Here is a 15,894-nt window from a genome sequence, read left to right on the forward strand (position 1 = left end):
CGTTCACGCACCCCCTGGTCCCGGACAGCCTCTGCGAGGCTTCCGGCATGACAAGCGCTTTGGCTAGCGAACCAGCCCGTTCACATACTCTTCGATGTTCGTATAGCCGTCGCCGTCACGATCCTTGGCCGCGTCCGAGGCGTCCTTCGGGTTCAGCTTGTGGGCCGTCTCCCAGGCGTCGGGCATGCCGTCGCCATCGGTGTCCTTCGGCGCGGCGGTCGAGGAGGCTTCGAACCAGCCGCCGACCTCTTTCTGGCTGTTGATGATCTTGCCGGTGCGGTCGATCACGCTCTTGATCACGCGGGCGTCGATCGGGTCGCGCTTGCGCGAGGCGCCGGCCTTGGCCAGCACGGCCTTGTAGGCGTCGGGCGCGCTCTGGGTGACGACGGCGCCGAACGGGAAGGGCGTGTCGACCACGTGCTCACCGGGAGCGTTGGACGAGGTCAGGACCAGGGTCTTCTGATCGGCGACCAGCTTGTCGTCCATGTAGTTGCCAGCGAAGTGGGTCAGGCCGCTCTTGTTGCGGATATAGAGGGCCAGCGGACCGCCGGTGTTGGCGCCCTGGATGTAGTAGTTGCCCACGAAGTTGGAGTGGGTGGTCGAGTTGGTGTTGAGATCCTCGCCCGCGGCGAACTTCGAGGCGTTGTCGGGTCGGCCGTAGAACGGGTCCATCGAATAGCCGCGGCTGACGCCCGGCTCCCAGTTGTAGAAGTCCGTCGTGGCGCCCTGGCCCCAGTTGTAGAAGACGTTGTTGCGGAAATCCAAGGTGATGCCCTCGGCGTCGTCCTTTGCGCCGGCATAGTTGCCGATGCGGGGCATCCGCGCCTCGTGGTGGGCCCACAGATTGTGGTGGAAGCTGTACTTGGCGCCGAACGAGCCCTGGATCAGGCTGCCATAGCCGTGCTCGCCCTTCTCGTGGATCGAGTGGTTCAGGCTTTCGGCGATCAGCGACCACTGGATCGTGACATTGGTCAGGTGCTTGACGTCGGGCGTGACCTTCTGGGTGACCGACAGGCTCTCGTCGATCGACCAACCCGACGAGATGTGGTCGAGGATGATGTCAGAGCCGCCGCCCAGCGAGATCGAATCGTACTCCTTGCCGGCCACATCGCCGACGCGGACGTGCAGGTAGCGGACGATCACGTGGTTGGCGTGGATCAGGAACTGGGCGTCGCGCAGGGTGACGCCATAGCCCGGCGCCGTCTGGCCGGCGATGGTGATGTGGTCGTTGGCGATCTTCAGGTCGCTCTTCAGGCGGATCACGCCGCCGACGTCGAAGACCACGATGCGGGGACCGTCGGCCTCGACGGCGGCGCGCAGGGAGCCGGGGCCTGAGTCATTCAGGTTGGTGACCTTGATCACCTTGCCGCCACGGCCGCCTTCGGCGAACCGGCCAAAGCCCTCCGCGCCCGGAAACGCCAGCGGCCTCACCACTTCGGCCGCCATAACCGAATTGGTAACTCCAGCCAGAAGGCCAGCAAAAACAAACGCCTTTTGCCAGTTCATGGTCGTTTCCTCGTTTCACCTAGTTGGCCGGATGCTCTGAAAACGCATCGGATTGGTAATACCAGAGTTGCAGGTTTTCGCGATGTGTTGCAAGGTATGAGCAATAGTTCCACATTTTGATATTTTGTGGAGCGTCAAACGATACCGGTGTCAAACCGGTTGAGGGGAGCGAACATGACCTCGACCACATTCCGCAAACGACTGATGGCCAGCGGCGCTTTGGCCGTTTCGCTGCTTGCCGCCGCCAGCGCGCATGCTCAGGACGCCGTGGCTGCCGCGCCGCAAAGCGCCCCCGCCGCCGAAGGGGCCTCCGAGGTCGAGCAGATCGTCGTCACCGGCTACCGATCCAGCCTGAGCAAGGCCCTGGGCGTGAAGCGCACCAGCATCGGCGCCGTCGACGCGATCCTGGCCGAGGACATCGCCGCCTTCCCGGACCAGAACCTGGCTGAAGCCATCCAGCGCCTGCCGGGCGTGACCATCGACCGCGTCGGGGGCGAAGGCCACCAGATCACCGTCCGCGGCCTGAACGCCGACTTCACCCGCGTCCGCATCAACGGCGTCGAGGCCATCGCCACGGGCGGCGGCAACCGCAGCCGCGGCTTCGATTTCAACGTTTTCGCCTCGGAGCTGTTCAACAGCATCACGGTGCGCAAGACCCAATCGGCCGACATCTCGGAAGGCTCGCTGGGCGCCACGGTCGACCTGCAGAGCGGTCGCCCGTTCGACTACAGGGGCTTCAAGGCCGCCGCCTCGGCCGAGGGCAGCCTGAACAGCATCACCGACCGCATCCTGCCACGCGTCGCGGGCCTGCTGAGCTGGTCCAATCCCGACCAGACCTTCGGCGTCCTGGCCTCGGTGGCCTATTCGAAGCGCCAGCCGGTGGCCGAGGGGTTCAACACCACGCGCTGGCAAGGCGCCGACGCCACGGACAACTTCGCCAGCTGCTCCAAGTGCGCGACGCCGGAAGAACTGGCCAAGGTGCAGAACGCCTTCTATCCGCGCATCCCGCGCTACACCGGCTCGCTGCTCGACTCCAAGCGCCTGGGGATCACCTTCTCGACCCAGTGGCGCCCGAACCCGAAGTCGGAGCTGTCGCTGGACGTCCTCTATTCGGACCTGAACCAGTTCACCGAAAGCCCAAACCTCGAAGCCATCTCATTCAGCCGCTCGAACGCCGCCGGCGTGGGCGCGACCATCCTCCGCGACTACGCGCTCAACGACCGCAACACCTTCACCTACGGCGTGTTCGACAAGGTCGATGTCCGCTCGGAGAACGGCGCCCAGCGCGACCACACGACCTTCACCCAGGTCACCTTCAGCGGGAAGTATGAGTTCACCGACCGCCTGCGCGGCAACATGCGCGTCGGCGTGGCCAATTCCGACTACCGCATGCCCGAGCAGATCTCGTTCCAGCTCGATCGCAACGACGTCAACGGCTACGTCTACGACGCCCGCGCCAACGACCGCACGCCGATCATCACCTATGGCTTCGACGTCGCCAATCCGGCCAATTTCACCCTGACCGAGATGCGCTCGCGCGAGAGCACGGCGCTGAACATCGTGCGCACCGTCAACGGCGCGCTGGAGTTCGACGTCGACGAGCACCTGAAGCTGCGGGGTGGCGTCGACGCCCAGCAGTACGTCGTCAAATATCGCGACGCGAGCCGCAACCAGACCCTGACCGGCGCCAACCAGATCGTCGGCGTCGGCGCGTTCTCGAAAGTCGTCTCGTTCGGCCGCGACTTCCCGTTCCCGGGCGGCGACCGCAGCTACGTGGTGGCCGACATCGACAAGGCCGTCGCCTACACCAAGCTGCTCAGCTATCCGCTGATCGTGCAGACGGGCGACACCCGCGACGTGTCCGAGGACGACCTCAGCGGCTTCGGCCAGGCGGTGGTCGACGCCACCATCTTCGGCGGCATGGCGCTGCGCTCGGACTTCGGCTTCCGCGTGGCCCACACCAAGGTGACGGCCGGCGGCTTCGTCAACACCAACACCAACTACGTCACGATGAAGAACGACTACACGGACGTTCTACCGTCGATGAACATCACCCTGGAGCCGCGCGACAACTTCATCCTGCGTGGCGGCATCGCCAAGGTTATGGCCCGCCCGACCCTGGGCAGCTTGACTCCGGGCGGTTCGGTCAGCGCCACGACGCGGACGGTGAACTTCGGCAACCCGGACCTGGAGCCGTTCCGCGCCACCAATTTCGACCTGGCGGCCGAATGGTATTTCGCGCCGGAGTCGCTGCTGTCGGTGGCGGTCTTCTACAAGAAGATCGACAGCTTCATCGCCAGCCAGACCAGCCGCGCCGTCTACAACACGCTGGGCTTGCCGGAGAGCATCATCACCAGCGCCGGGGCCGTGGGCTCCGACATCTTCGACGTGACCCGTCCCTACAACGGCGACGGCGGCTGGCTGAAGGGCGTCGAGTTCCAGTACCAGCAGCCGTTCAACTTCCTGCCCGACGCCCTGCGCGGCTTCGGCTTCATCGGCAACTTCACCTATGTCGACTCCGAGGTGAACTACGGCACCAAGGCCGCGCCGAAGTACAACACCCTGACCGGGCAGTCGAAGACCACGGCCAACGCCACGATCTACTTCGAGCGCGGCAAGTTCAGCGCCCGCACCTCGCTGGCGAAGCGGTCGAAGTTCTTGACGGCCTTCCCGGGCTCGAACGGCAACAACATGGGCGGCACCCACGGCAGCACGTATTACGACTTCTCGTCGAGCTACAAGCTGCGGGACAACTTCGTCATCACCCTGGAAGGCATCAACCTGGGCGACAAGTTCACCGACGCCTATGTCGACACCACCAACCGGGTCAGCGACTACCGGCACACCGGCCGCGAGATCCTGCTCGGCGTCCGCTGGACCTACTGACCGCTTCCTCTTTCCCGGCCTCCTCCTAGGGCCTGGGGCGGTCCTTTCCCCGCCCCAGGCCCATCTTTTTGGAGCATTCGACGTGATCGATCGCAGAAGCATCCTGGGCCTGGCCGCTGCCGCCCTCGCTACGCCGGCTCTCGCCGACCAGACCCCCGCCGCGCCGCCGGCGCCGATCGGCAATCCGCCCAAGGACTGGATCGACCCCAAGACCGGCCACCGCATCGTGCGGCTGTCGGAGGAGGGGGGCAGCAAGAACCTCTATTTCCACCAGAACGGCTACACGCCGCAGGGCGACAAGCTGGCGATCACCACGCCAGCGGGCATCGCCCTCGTGGACCTGAAGACCTTCAAGCTGACGCCGCTGGCCAAGAGCGAGGACGCCGACCTGCTGTTCTTCGCCCGCGCGTCGCGGCGGCTCTACTACGCGGTCACCGCGCCGGGCGAAGGCCAGCCCGTGGATCGGGCCAAGACGATCCATGCGCTCGATATCGACAGCGGCAAGGCCAAGGTCGTCGGCAAGCTGGCCCAGGGTCAGATCGTCTCTATCAACGCCGACGAGACCCTGCTGCTGGGCGTCGTCACCTACGGCGGCAAGCCGCTGCAGCCCAACACCGCTGACGACCGCAAGCGTTTCGGCCAGGCCGAGTACGCGGCCAACGGCCCGGACGGCAAGCCGCTGTCCTTCGCCAAGGCCAAGGGCGTGCGGATGACCGAGCGCTTCGAGACGCCGACGCCGATGGAGATCTTCACGCTCGACCTGAAGACCGGCGAGCGCAAGATCGTCCACGCCTCGGACAAGTGGCTGGGTCACGCCCAGTTCTCGCCGACCGACCCGACTCTGGTGATGTTCTGCCACGAGGGACCCTGGCATCGCGTGGATCGCATCTGGACCATCCGCACCGACGGCTCGGCCCTGACCAAGATCCACACCCGGACCATGAACTTCGAGATCGCCGGCCACGAGTTCTTCGGCGCCGACGGCAAGTGGATCTGGTACGACCTGCAGACCCCGCGCGGCCAGGTGTTCTGGATCGGCGGCTACGAGATCGCCACCGGCAAGCGCCTATGGCGCCGGGTCGAGCAGAACGAGTGGTCGGTGCACTACAACGTCTCGGCCGACGGGACGCTGTTCGCGGGCGACGGCGGCGACGCCGACATGGTCGCCCATGCGCCGGACGGCAAGTGGATCTACGTCTTCAAGCCGGGGACCCCGCGCGACGCGGCGACCCAGTACTACACCGACGACCTGATCACGCCGGAGAAGATGGCCTCCGAGCGCCTCGTCGACATGTCGGCCCACGACTATCGCCTGGAGCCGAACCTGACCTTCACGCCGGACCAGAAGTGGATCGTCTTCACCTCGAATATGCACGGCGCGAACCATGTGTATGCGGTCGAGGTGACCAAGTCCGCATAGCTTGTCATCCCGGCCGCGGCGAAGCGGAGAGCCGGGACCCAGGGAGACGACCGCACTGCGCTGGCCCCTGGGTCCCGGATAGCCTCTACGAGGCTTCCGGGATGACAAGAATAGCTACAGCCCCACCACGCCCGAGGACTCGACCACCTCGGGCTTCTTGCCGTCCAGGGTGTCGATGCGGCAGCGGGTGAAGCGCCAGTCCTTGGCGTCGGCGATCTTGCCGGCGGCCTGGACGTCGAGATCCAGATCCTCGAACGCGAAGCGCTCCAGCGGGGCCTCGGCGAAGGCGGCCACCTCGAAGGCGGTCTTGGCGCCGACCGACCTGATCTTGCTGACCCGCACGTCGCTCAGGCGGCACAGGCCCTGCGCGCGCGGAACAGGCTGGGTCATGACCTTCCAGTAGGGCGGGACGTCGGTCATGCCCGCCGGAATCTCGGCGTAGCTGTAGGACGGGTTCCAGTTCAGGTTCACGCGGAAGACGGTCGGCACGTCCTGCAGATGCATGTCGCTGATGTCGATGTTCGAGATCGTCCCACCGCGCGTGTGGGCCGACTTGAACAGGATGCCGACGGGCGTGGGATGATGCACCTTCAGCCCCGAGACCTTGATGTCGTGGAAGCCGCCCGAGGTTTCGCTGCCGAAGGTGATCCCGGCCGAGGCGTCGCGGATCACGCAGTCGCGGATGACGATGTCGCGGGTCGGCCGCGCCACCCGCAGGCCGTCGGCGTCGCGGCCGGCCTTGATGCACAGGGCGTCGTCGTTGCAGGCCACGTCGACCCGTTCGACCAGCACGTCATGCGAGGAGTCGATGTCGACGCCGTCGGTCGAGGGGCCGCGGCCGCCCTCGTTGTTGCGGATCTCCAGGTCGGCGATGTGGACGTCATGCGAATAGCAGACGTGCACCGTCCAGAATCCGGCGCGGCGCAGGCGCGGCCCGGCCAGTTCGATCTCCTGGCTGTCGAAGATCTGGATCAGGCGCGGGCGCTTGCAGTCGTAGTCGGCGGCCCAGCGCAGGCCCTTGGGGTCGTACTTGCGGCGCAGGGCCCAGTAGCTGTCCCAGAACACCTTGCCGTCGCCGTCGACCGTCCCGTCGCCGACGATGCGGACGTTTTTCTGCTTGTAGACATTGATCAGCGCCGCCGGCCAGGTCAGCTCGACGCCCGCCACGCGGGTCGGCAGCTCGGGATAGTCCGCCAGGTTCGTCGAGCCCAGCAGGGTCACGCCCTTGTCCAGGCGCAGGGTGACGCCGGACGTCAGGAAGATCGAACCCGTGCGGTAGACGCCGGGTTTCAGCGCGACCGTCGCGCCGGTCTTGGCGGCCTCGTCGATGGCGGCCTGGATGGCCTTGGTGTTCAGCGTCTTGCCGTCGCCGACCGCGCCGTGGGCGTTGGCCAGGATCGGCTTGCCGGCGGCCAGGGCGAGGGTGGGCGCGGAGGCGGCCACGAGACCGAGCTGAAGGAGGGCGCGTCTCTGCATGGAAGGCCTCAGGCGCTGAAGGTGAAGGTGTGCGCGCCCGAGCCGATCTCGACGACGCGAGCGGGCAGCTCGACGCGAGCGGTGGCGTTGGGCGGGATGGCGACGTCCAGCCGGACGCCCTCGGCCGTGCGTTTCCAGGCGCTGGAGATGCGGCCGACCACGGACTCGTAGTCGCCGCCAGCGCCGGGCAGGCGCGGGTCGAACAGCGGACGGATGGCGATGCGGCGGAAGCCGGGCTCCAGGGCGTCGATGCCGATGATCCGTCGCCAGATGAAACCGCAGACCGCGCCGAAGGCGTAGTGGTTCAACGAGCCGGTGACGACGCCGTCCTTCAGCCCGTCCCAGCGCTCGAACACCGTCGTCGCGCCCTGGCCGACCTGATAGCCCCACGAGGGCAGGTCGGTCTGCAGCAGCAGGCCATGGGCGAGGTCGGCGTGGCCGTGGTCGGCCAGGGCGTCGAGGATGTAGGGCGTGCCGATGAAGCCGGTCGACAGCTTGGTCCCGCGCCGGCGGATGTCGGCGGCGAGGCGATCGGCCGAGGCCTGGCGCAGGGCTGGCGGGACAAGGCCAAAGCGCAGGGCCAGGATGTGGCTGGTCTGGCTGTCGTTGCCGACCCCGCCGTCGGGGCGCACGAACTCGCGGGCGAAGGCCTGGCCGATCTTGGCGCGCAGGGCGGTCAGGCGGGCGGCGTCCGCATCGCGGCTGGTGGCCTTGGCCATCTGGGCCAACAGGTCGGTCGAGTGCGCCCAATAGGCGGTCGAGACCAATTCCTTGGGCGTGGTGATGTCCGAGCGGCTCCTGGCGTCGACCGACAGCCAGTCGCCATAGTCCATGCCCCGCGCGTTGCGCCAGACGTGGTCGGGATTGAGGGCCAGCAGCCGCCGGCTCCAGCGGTCCATGGCGTCCCAGTTTTCGCCGATGATGCTGGTGTCGCCGTACCGTCGCCAGACTGTCCAGGGCAGGATCACCGCCGCGTCGGCCCAGCCGGGGGTGTTCTGGCCCAGGGCCCAGAAGGGCGCGGTGTCGGGCATCTCGCCGGTCGGCGCCTGGCCGGCCCGTATGTCGCCCATGAACCGGCGGGTGAAGGCGTCGAGGTCCATGTTGAAGGCCGCCGCGTCCCAGAAGATCTGGGCGTCGCCGGTCCAGCCCATGCGCTCGTCGCGCTGCGGGCAGTCGGTGGGGATGCCGAGGAAGTTGCCGCGCTGGCTCCACAGGGTATTGTTGACGATCGACTGCGCCAGCGGATGGTCGATGCGCGCCGCGCCGGTCAGGGCCGCGTCACTGTGCAGGACGACACCCTCGATCTCGGTCAGCGGTCCCGTGACCTCGACATAGCGGAAGCCATGGAAGGTGAAGCGCGGCTCCCAGGTCTCGCCAGCCGGATCGCCCTTAAGAACGTAGGTGTCGGTCTGCAGCGCCCGGCGGTTGGACGTGGTGTTCAGCGTCCCGTCCGGCTTCAGCGCTTCGGCGTGGCGTAGGATGACCGTGTCGCCGGTCGCGCCCTTCGCGCGGATGCGGCACCAGCCGGAGAAGTTCTGGCCGAAGTCGACGATGCGGACGCCGGGCTTGGGCGTGGTGGTCGCGGTCGGCTTCAGGACCTGGATCGCGCGGATGCCGGGACCAGGCTGGGCGGCGACATGAACCGGCGGCGCCTCGCCCTTGCGCGCCGAGGTCCAGGCGCGGTCATCGAAGCCCGGTGCGTCCCACCCTGTCTCGTCCAGGCGCGCATCGTGGGTCTCGCCGTCATAGATCTCGGCCTTCAGCACGGCCGAAGGCGCCAGTTTCCAGTTGTCGCCGTCGGTGGCGATGCGGGTCGTCGAGCCGTCGGGGTGAGTGACCTCCAGCAGGCCCGAGAACCGGCGTGGCGGCGGGCCGAAGGCGTAGCGCAGGTCCAGGAACCCGAACGGGCTGCCAAACCAGCCGTCGGCGACCAGGGCGCCCAGGACGTTGTCGCCGGTCTTCACGAGGTCGGTGACGTCATAGGCCTGGCTGAGGGCGCGGCTGCGGAAGTCGGTCGACTCCGGCGTCAGCAGGCGGTCGCCGACCTTCTTGCCGTTCAGCCGAGCCTCGTAGCCGCCCAGGGCGGTGGCGTAGAGACGAGCGCTGGCGACGGGCTTCTCCAGCCGGAAGGCCCTGCGCAGGCGCACGGCTGGACCGGTGATCCAGGGATGGCAGGGCGGGATCGTTCGCGCCGGAATAGCCGCCGGCCAGGCCGTGTCATCGAAGCGCGTCTCGCGCCAACCATCGGGCGCGTCGAGCGTCGTGCGCCAGCCGTCCTTGGCGTGGATCCGCGTCACCGAACCGTCGGCCTTGGTGAGAGTCAGCCGCGCGGCCAGGGCGCCGCCCAGCACGGGGCGCGGCTCGTCCAGCCGCAGGCCGGCCTCGACCGCCAGTACATGCGGACCAGGCGCGAGGCGGGGCAGGGCGAAGCTCGGGCCCTGGCCCCAGGCGGTGCGGTCGCCGGGCTTGATCAGGCTCGCGCCGTCCACCCACAGGCCGTTCAGGCTATCCTTGGCGCAGACGCTGACGACGGCCGAGACCACGTCGGCCGGCATGTCGAAGCGCCAGCGGAAACGGTGGGGTTTGGCGTCGTCGGTGTCGCCCCAGAGCCAGCGCATCCCCTCCAGGCGCTGTTCGCGCATGGCCGGGGTCTCGGCCTCAAGCCAACCGGCGGACCAGGGCTCCAGCAGGCCCGTCTCGAACCACGCGGGCGTCGAGGCGCGGATCGGCTTGCCCGCGCCGTCCCACGCCTCGACCCGCCACCAGAGGCGCTGGCGCGAGGCCAGGGCCGGGCCGGCATAGGCGATGTCGAAAGTGGCGTCGGACGACACCTTGCCGCTGTCCCACAGGAACGGACCACCGGTCAGCGCCGCGCGGCTGGCGGCGACGCGGATCCGGTGGGCGCTCTGCTTCACGTCGCGCGCGCCAACCGCCTCGATCGTCCACGAGAAGCGCGGCCTCGGATTGTCGAGGCCCAGCGGGCTATCGATCTGGTCGACGCGCGGCGCGGCGATCCGGGCCGTGCTCGGTGCGGCCTTGGCCGCGCCGGGGGTCAGGCTCGCGCCTGCGCCCGCGACGGCCAGGAACTGGCGGCGATCCATCGCCTAGCGGCTCGGGTTGAAGTCGGGCTTCTGCGCGAAGACATAGGTCTCCCAGTCGGCGCGCGAATGGAAGTCGAGGCCTTTGTCCCAGGCCGCGCCCATATAGTAGACGAAGGGCTTGCCCGGCTCGACCTTGACCAGCACCAGCCAGTCGCTGTCGGTCTCGGTCACGCCGACGATCTGCTTGGGATCGACCAGCAGGGCCACGCCCATCGTACCCTTGTCGGGATCGGTGACATCCCAGAACGAGAACACACCCTTGGCCTTGTCGGCGCGCAGGTCACCGGCCTGTTTGGCGGTCGGCTTCTTGGTGATCCCCAAGGCCACTGTGATCGGCCCCTTGGCGTTCGAGCCGAAGGTCGAGACCATCCGCGTGAAGTTCGTGCCCATCGGAAGGGTGAAGGTGCGGCTTTCCCAGACCTCCCGCTTTTCCGCGACCTTCCAGGGGGCGTAGCTGACCTTGAAAGACGCCGCGTCGGGGCCGTCCTTCAGGATCTTGTAGTCCTTCCAGTTGCGCGACACCCACAGCTTGCCGCCGTCCCAGACGCCTAGGCCGCCCGCGCCGCGGAAGGTCCCGACGTTGTAATAGTCGATGCCTTCGCCGTGGTAGGCGTGCTGGTCGCCGGTGCGCAGTTGGCGGGTCATGAACGGGTAGCGGACGCTCTTGCCCCAGGCGTCGATCCCCGAGGTCGAGGGGGGCTCGAACTGCTCCAGGGCCGGACCGTAGATGCGGTGGGCCGTGCGGTCGTTCTCCCACAGGATGTCGTCATAGCGCTCGGGCGCGTAGCGGACGGTGGCACGCGGCTTGTCCTGGCCGGCCGGCGGCGGGGCCATGCGATAGATCATCTTCGGCGGCGTCGGCTGGCCCGGCGCGGCGGGCGGAACCTGGGCGGGCGCCAGGCCCGGACCCTCGATGGCCGGATCGTAGGCGAGGGCGGCGACGGCCTTCATCTCGGTGGCGTGGCGCGCTTCCTCTTCTGGACCACGCACCGTGCGCGGCACGGGCGGCACGGGCGTCGAGGCGGCCACGAAGTCTGCGGCGTCCCGCGAAGGTTCGGCCAGGGGCAGGGCGGTGACGGGCTTGCCGAGGTTCATCACCTCCAGCCCGGCCAGCAGGAAGGCGCCCGTGCCGTAGGGACCGATGTCGTCGGCGGCCGTCGGCACCGGCTGGTCGCCGGTCTTCTGCACCGCCCCGATCATGCCGCTGGGCAGCACCTGCTTTTGCAGACCGGTCCAACCCTTCACGACCACGGGCTGATAGGTCGCGCGGTCCAGGATCCCGTGGTTGATCCCCCAGGCCAGGGCGTAGACGAAGAACGACGAGCCCGAGGTCTCGGCCTCGGGGAACTTCTCCGGCTGCATCAGGCTGGACGCCCACAGGCCGTCGGCGCGCTGCAGCCCGGCGACCCGCTTGGCCATGGCCTGGAAGATGGCGACATAGCGGGGCCGCGAGATGTAGTCGGACGGCATCGATTCCAGCACCCGGGCGGTCCCGGCCATGACCCAGCCGTTGCCGCGCGACCAGAAGAGCTTTCGGCCCTGCTCGTCCCGGCGATCGATGAAGCGCTCGTCGCGGAAATAGAGGCTGTCGTCCGGGCTGTAGAGGCGCGCGAAGGTGCGCCACCACTGCTTGTCCATGGCGTCGAGGTACTTCCTGTCGCCGGTCTGGGCGCTCATCCGCGCCAGCACCGGCGGGGCCATGAACAGGGCGTCGCTCCACCACCAGACCAGGTGCTCGGGGATCGGCTGGCGGGCCAGGTGCGGCATAGCCCAGTCCAGGCGCTGGCGCAGGGGCATGATCACGCCCTCCTGGCCGCGACGGGCGTAGAGCTCCTCATAGAGGTCGCCAATCGCCATCTCGTCGGCGTTCAGCATGGCCTTGCCGTTCTTCGCGCCGCGCAGGGCGTAGTTGTAGTGCTCGGCCGCGTCGGTCAGGAACTTCAGCGTCTCGACGTCGCCCGTGGCCCGCGCCAGTCGCGCGGCGCCGACATAGTAGGTCGCCGACACCCAGTTCGAGGACATTTCGCGCACCGCGCCGCCGGTGGAGACGGGGATCGGCTCGGCCCGCATGGCGTCGATCTGAGCCTTGTTGGCCCGGTTCAGCACCGCGAGCACCTCGGCCGGCGCGGGCAGTTGCGTAGCGACGGCCGCCGGGCGCTTCGGCGCGCCAAGGGCCGGCGCTCCGACGGCGCACAAGGCCGTGGCGCACAGCAGGGCGGCCATGCCGGCCTGACGGAGGGGCTTCGAACGCGGGGTCGTGGGCACTGGCGATTCCTCGGCGCGCCGACACTCATGGGGTCAGCGACGTTCATTATTTGGAATAGAATGTCAGATTTTGAAAGGTTGTCTACCGGCGCCGGCGGTCGGCGCCACCGGTGTCGCACCATAGGCGCACCCGCCCATTATTGCGCTTGTGGGCTTGCAAAAAATGGAAACCGATCGCAGCATGTGAAGATAATGATACCGGTGTCATCAAGAACACCAAACCTGGGAGGGTACGAGATAATGGCTTCATCCAAGAGTTTTGCCCTGCGTGATCGCCTTCTGACCGGCGCCGCGGGTCTGGCCGTCATGCTAGCTGCGGGCGCCGCCCAGGCGCAGCAGGCCGCTACGGCCCCCGCGGCTGATGACACGGTCGAGGCGGTGGTGGTCACCGGCTTCCGCAACAGCCTGCAGCAGGCCCTGAACGTCAAGCGCTCCTCGGCGGCGGCGGTCGACGCCATCTACGCCGAGGACATGGCCAAGTTCCCTGACCTGAACCTGTCCGAATCCATCCAGCGCATCCCAGGCGTCGCGATCTCGCGTGACGCCGGCGAAGGCCGCCAGATCTCGGTCCGCGGCCTGGGCGCCCAGTTCACCCGCGTGCGCATCAATGGGATGGAAGCCCTGACCACTTCGGGCGGCACCGACGCCTCGGGCGGCACCAACCGCAGCCGCTCGTTCGACTTCAACGTCTTCGCCTCGGATCTCTTCAACCGCATCACGGTGCAGAAGACCGCCTCGGCCGAGACGGAAGAGGGCTCGCTGGGCGCGACCGTCGACCTGAACACCGCCCACCCGTTCGACAAGCGCGGCTTCAACTTCGCGGTGTCGGGCAAGTACGGCTACAACGACCAGGCCAAGAAGGCCTCGCCGCGCGTGGCGGCCTTGATCTCGAACACCTGGCGCGACGACACCATCGGCGCTCTGTTCTCCATCGCCTATTCCAAGCGCGATCTGCTGGACGAAGGCACGAGCACCGTGCGCTGGCAAACCGGCACGGCCGCCGCGCCGGGCTTCCGCAGCGTGAAGGGCGTGACCTGCGCCACCAACGCCGCCGCCTGCGCCGAGGCCAATGGCGCGGTCCACCCGCGTATCCCGCGCTTTGACTGGTACAAGAACAAGCAGGACCGCCTGGGCATGACCGGGTCGCTGCAATGGGCGCCGGACGACAAGACCACGGTCTCGTTCGACGTGCTCTACGCCGACTTCAAGGGCGAGCGTAACGAGGACTTCCTCGAGACCTTCACGCCCCAGACCGCCGGCACCTGTACGGCGACCTCGGCGCCCTCGTGCGGCATCAACCAGGTCGACGTGGTCGACTACACGATCACCAGCCCACGCTCGAACTTCCCGGTCATGACCAAGGGAACGTGGAACAACGTCGATCTGAAGACCGAGCAGCGCCACGATGAACTGGAGACCGAATTCCGCCAGTTCACCCTGGCCGGCGAGCACCAGTTCACCGACAAGTTCAAGGCCAAGGGCGTGCTCGGCTTCTCGAAGTCGACCTTCTCCAACCCCGTCCAGAACACGGTCCAGTGGGACCAGTACAACGTCCAGGGCTACAGCTTCGACTACAGCGCCGGCGACGCCTATCCGGTGATCAAGTACGGCTCCGGCGACACCGTCAACGCCGACGCCTGGACCCTGGCCGAGATTCGCATGGTCCAGGGCTATGTCGACAACAGCTACAAGACCGGCCAGTTCGACCTGGCCTATGACTTCAGCGACGCCTTCAAGCTGAAGGGCGGCCTGTCCTACAAGGCCTATGGCGTCGAAAGCACGGCCTTCGCCCGCTCGAACGGCACGACCTCGAACATCAATCCGATCAGCTCGACCGACCTGAAGACCGTGCCGCGGTCCAGCTATGCGGAGACGATCGACTTCTCGAGCCTGAAGATCCCGGCCGGCAACGTGTCTTCATGGATCACGCCGGACCTGAACAAGGCCCTCGCGGCCCTGCACATGGACGACGTGAACTACGGCAAGACGGTCACCACCACGCCGGGCACGGTCTGGGTCAGCCCGTTCGGCAATTCGTGCTTCACCCAGGGCTGCGGCATCTACAACCTGGGTCGCGAGCCCAGCCTGGGCAGCAACTACTCGATCGATGAGTGGGACACGACGGGCTACGTCCAGGGCGACTTCAAGTTCGACGTCGGCGGCGTGCCGGTGCGCGGCGATGTCGGTGTCCGCTATGTGAAGACCCGCCAGAAGGCGCTGGGCTATGGCGTAGTGCCCTCGAACGTCAACGGCGTGAACTATCAGACGATCTCGGCCACGACGGCCACGCGCGCCTACACGGACGTGCTGCCGGCCATGAACGTCGTCGTCGAGCCGCGCGAAGATCTGCTGCTGCGCTTCGGCGCCGCCAAGGTCATGTCGCGGCCGAACCTCGGCTCGCTGACGCCGGGCGTCAACATCGGCACGGGTTCGACCAAGTCGGTGACCTCGGGCAACCCGTTCCTGGATCCGTACCGCGCCAAGACCGCCGACGCCGCGGTCGAGTGGTACTTCCAGCCGGGCGGCCTATTGTCCTTCGCCTACTTCTACAAGGACATCTCGACGTTCGTGCAGAGCTACACCTCGGCGCTGTCGACCTTCGACCAGAACCCGTTCGGCCTGCCGGACAGCGCGGCGGTCGCCGCCTGCGGCACCACCCCGGGCTGCTCGCCCAGCCTGCCGGTTTGGCAGTTCAGCACCTCGGTCAACACGCCCGGCGGTCCGCTGAAGGGCTTCGAGATCAACTACCAGCAGCCCTTCACCTTCCTGCCGGCGCCGTTCGACAAGTTCGGCTTCCTGGGCAACTACACCCATGTGACCTCGAACGTGACGTACCTGTCCTCGACAGGCGCTGTGGCGGCCATCGGCCCGCTGACCAACCTCTCGAAGGACAGCTACAACGCCACGCTCTACTTCGAGAACAAGAAGATCAGCAGCCGCGTCTCGGCGGCCTATCGCTCCAAGTACCTAACCCAGATCCCGGGCCGTAACGGTTCGGACGTCGAAGGCACCAAGTCGACGCTGAACTTCGACGCCTCGCTGACCTACACCTGGACCAAGAACCTGGCCTTCACGCTCGAGGCGGTCAACCTGACCAACGAGAAGCAGGACCAGTACTACGACAGCAGTCAGCTGGTGTCGTTCTACCACGAGACCGGCCGCGAGTTCTTCGCCGGCTTCCGCTACACCTTCTAAGCCTCAAGCACGGCGCGGCTCTTCGGAGCCGCGCCGTGTCGCTTT

Annotated in this window: 7 protein-coding genes and 1 pseudogene; 4 read left to right on the forward strand and 4 right to left on the reverse strand. The window is 67.3% G+C overall.

Annotated elements, in window-relative coordinates; all coding sequences use genetic code 11:
* Positions 1-63: 63 nt before the first annotated feature.
* A complete protein-coding gene (locus tag AC07R7_RS09770; RefSeq protein ID WP_494634997.1) occupies positions 64-1,446 on the reverse strand; it encodes a pectate lyase in 1,383 nt (460 codons plus the stop codon).
* A gap of 234 nt (positions 1,447-1,680) precedes the next feature.
* Here AC07R7_RS09770 and AC07R7_RS09775 point away from each other — a divergent pair, with 234 nt between their 5' ends.
* The 3 genes and pseudogenes from AC07R7_RS09775 to AC07R7_RS09785 form a co-directional block, all read left to right on the forward strand.
* A complete protein-coding gene (locus AC07R7_RS09775; RefSeq protein ID WP_494634998.1) occupies positions 1,681-4,392 on the forward strand; it encodes a TonB-dependent receptor in 2,712 nt (903 codons plus the stop codon).
* An 82-nt stretch (positions 4,393-4,474) separates the two neighbouring features.
* Positions 4,475-5,812, forward strand: a complete 1,338-nt coding sequence (locus AC07R7_RS09780; protein WP_494634999.1) for an oligogalacturonate lyase family protein — start codon at positions 4,475-4,477, stop codon at positions 5,810-5,812.
* A pseudogene (locus tag AC07R7_RS09785) lies at positions 5,809-5,891 on the forward strand (hypothetical protein); the annotation flags it as partial. The gene AC07R7_RS09780 and the pseudogene AC07R7_RS09785, both read left to right, overlap by 4 nt.
* A 35-nt stretch (positions 5,892-5,926) precedes the next feature.
* Here the strand turns inward: AC07R7_RS09785 and AC07R7_RS09790 are convergent.
* The 3 genes from AC07R7_RS09790 to AC07R7_RS09800 are packed head-to-tail and all read right to left on the reverse strand — an operon-like array spanning position 5,927 to position 12,654.
* Positions 5,927-7,288 (reverse strand): glycoside hydrolase family 28 protein, encoded by a 1,362-nt coding sequence (locus AC07R7_RS09790; RefSeq protein ID WP_494635000.1) that lies wholly within the window; start codon positions 7,286-7,288, stop codon positions 5,927-5,929.
* Between the two features lie 8 nt (positions 7,289-7,296).
* On the reverse strand, positions 7,297-10,389 hold the full coding sequence (locus tag AC07R7_RS09795) for an alpha-L-rhamnosidase (protein ID WP_494635001.1): 3,093 nt from the start codon (positions 10,387-10,389) through the stop codon (positions 7,297-7,299).
* Between the two features lie 3 nt (positions 10,390-10,392).
* Positions 10,393-12,654, reverse strand: a complete 2,262-nt coding sequence (locus AC07R7_RS09800; RefSeq protein ID WP_494635002.1) for a glycoside hydrolase family 88 protein — start codon at positions 12,652-12,654, stop codon at positions 10,393-10,395.
* A gap of 240 nt (positions 12,655-12,894) precedes the next feature.
* On the opposite strand from AC07R7_RS09800, the gene AC07R7_RS09805 reads away from it, so the two are divergent.
* A complete protein-coding gene (locus tag AC07R7_RS09805; RefSeq protein ID WP_494635003.1) occupies positions 12,895-15,849 on the forward strand; it encodes a TonB-dependent receptor in 2,955 nt (984 codons plus the stop codon).
* Positions 15,850-15,894: the final 45 nt, after the last annotated feature.

Source organism: Caulobacter sp. GW821-FHT05F04, assembly GCF_059419665.1.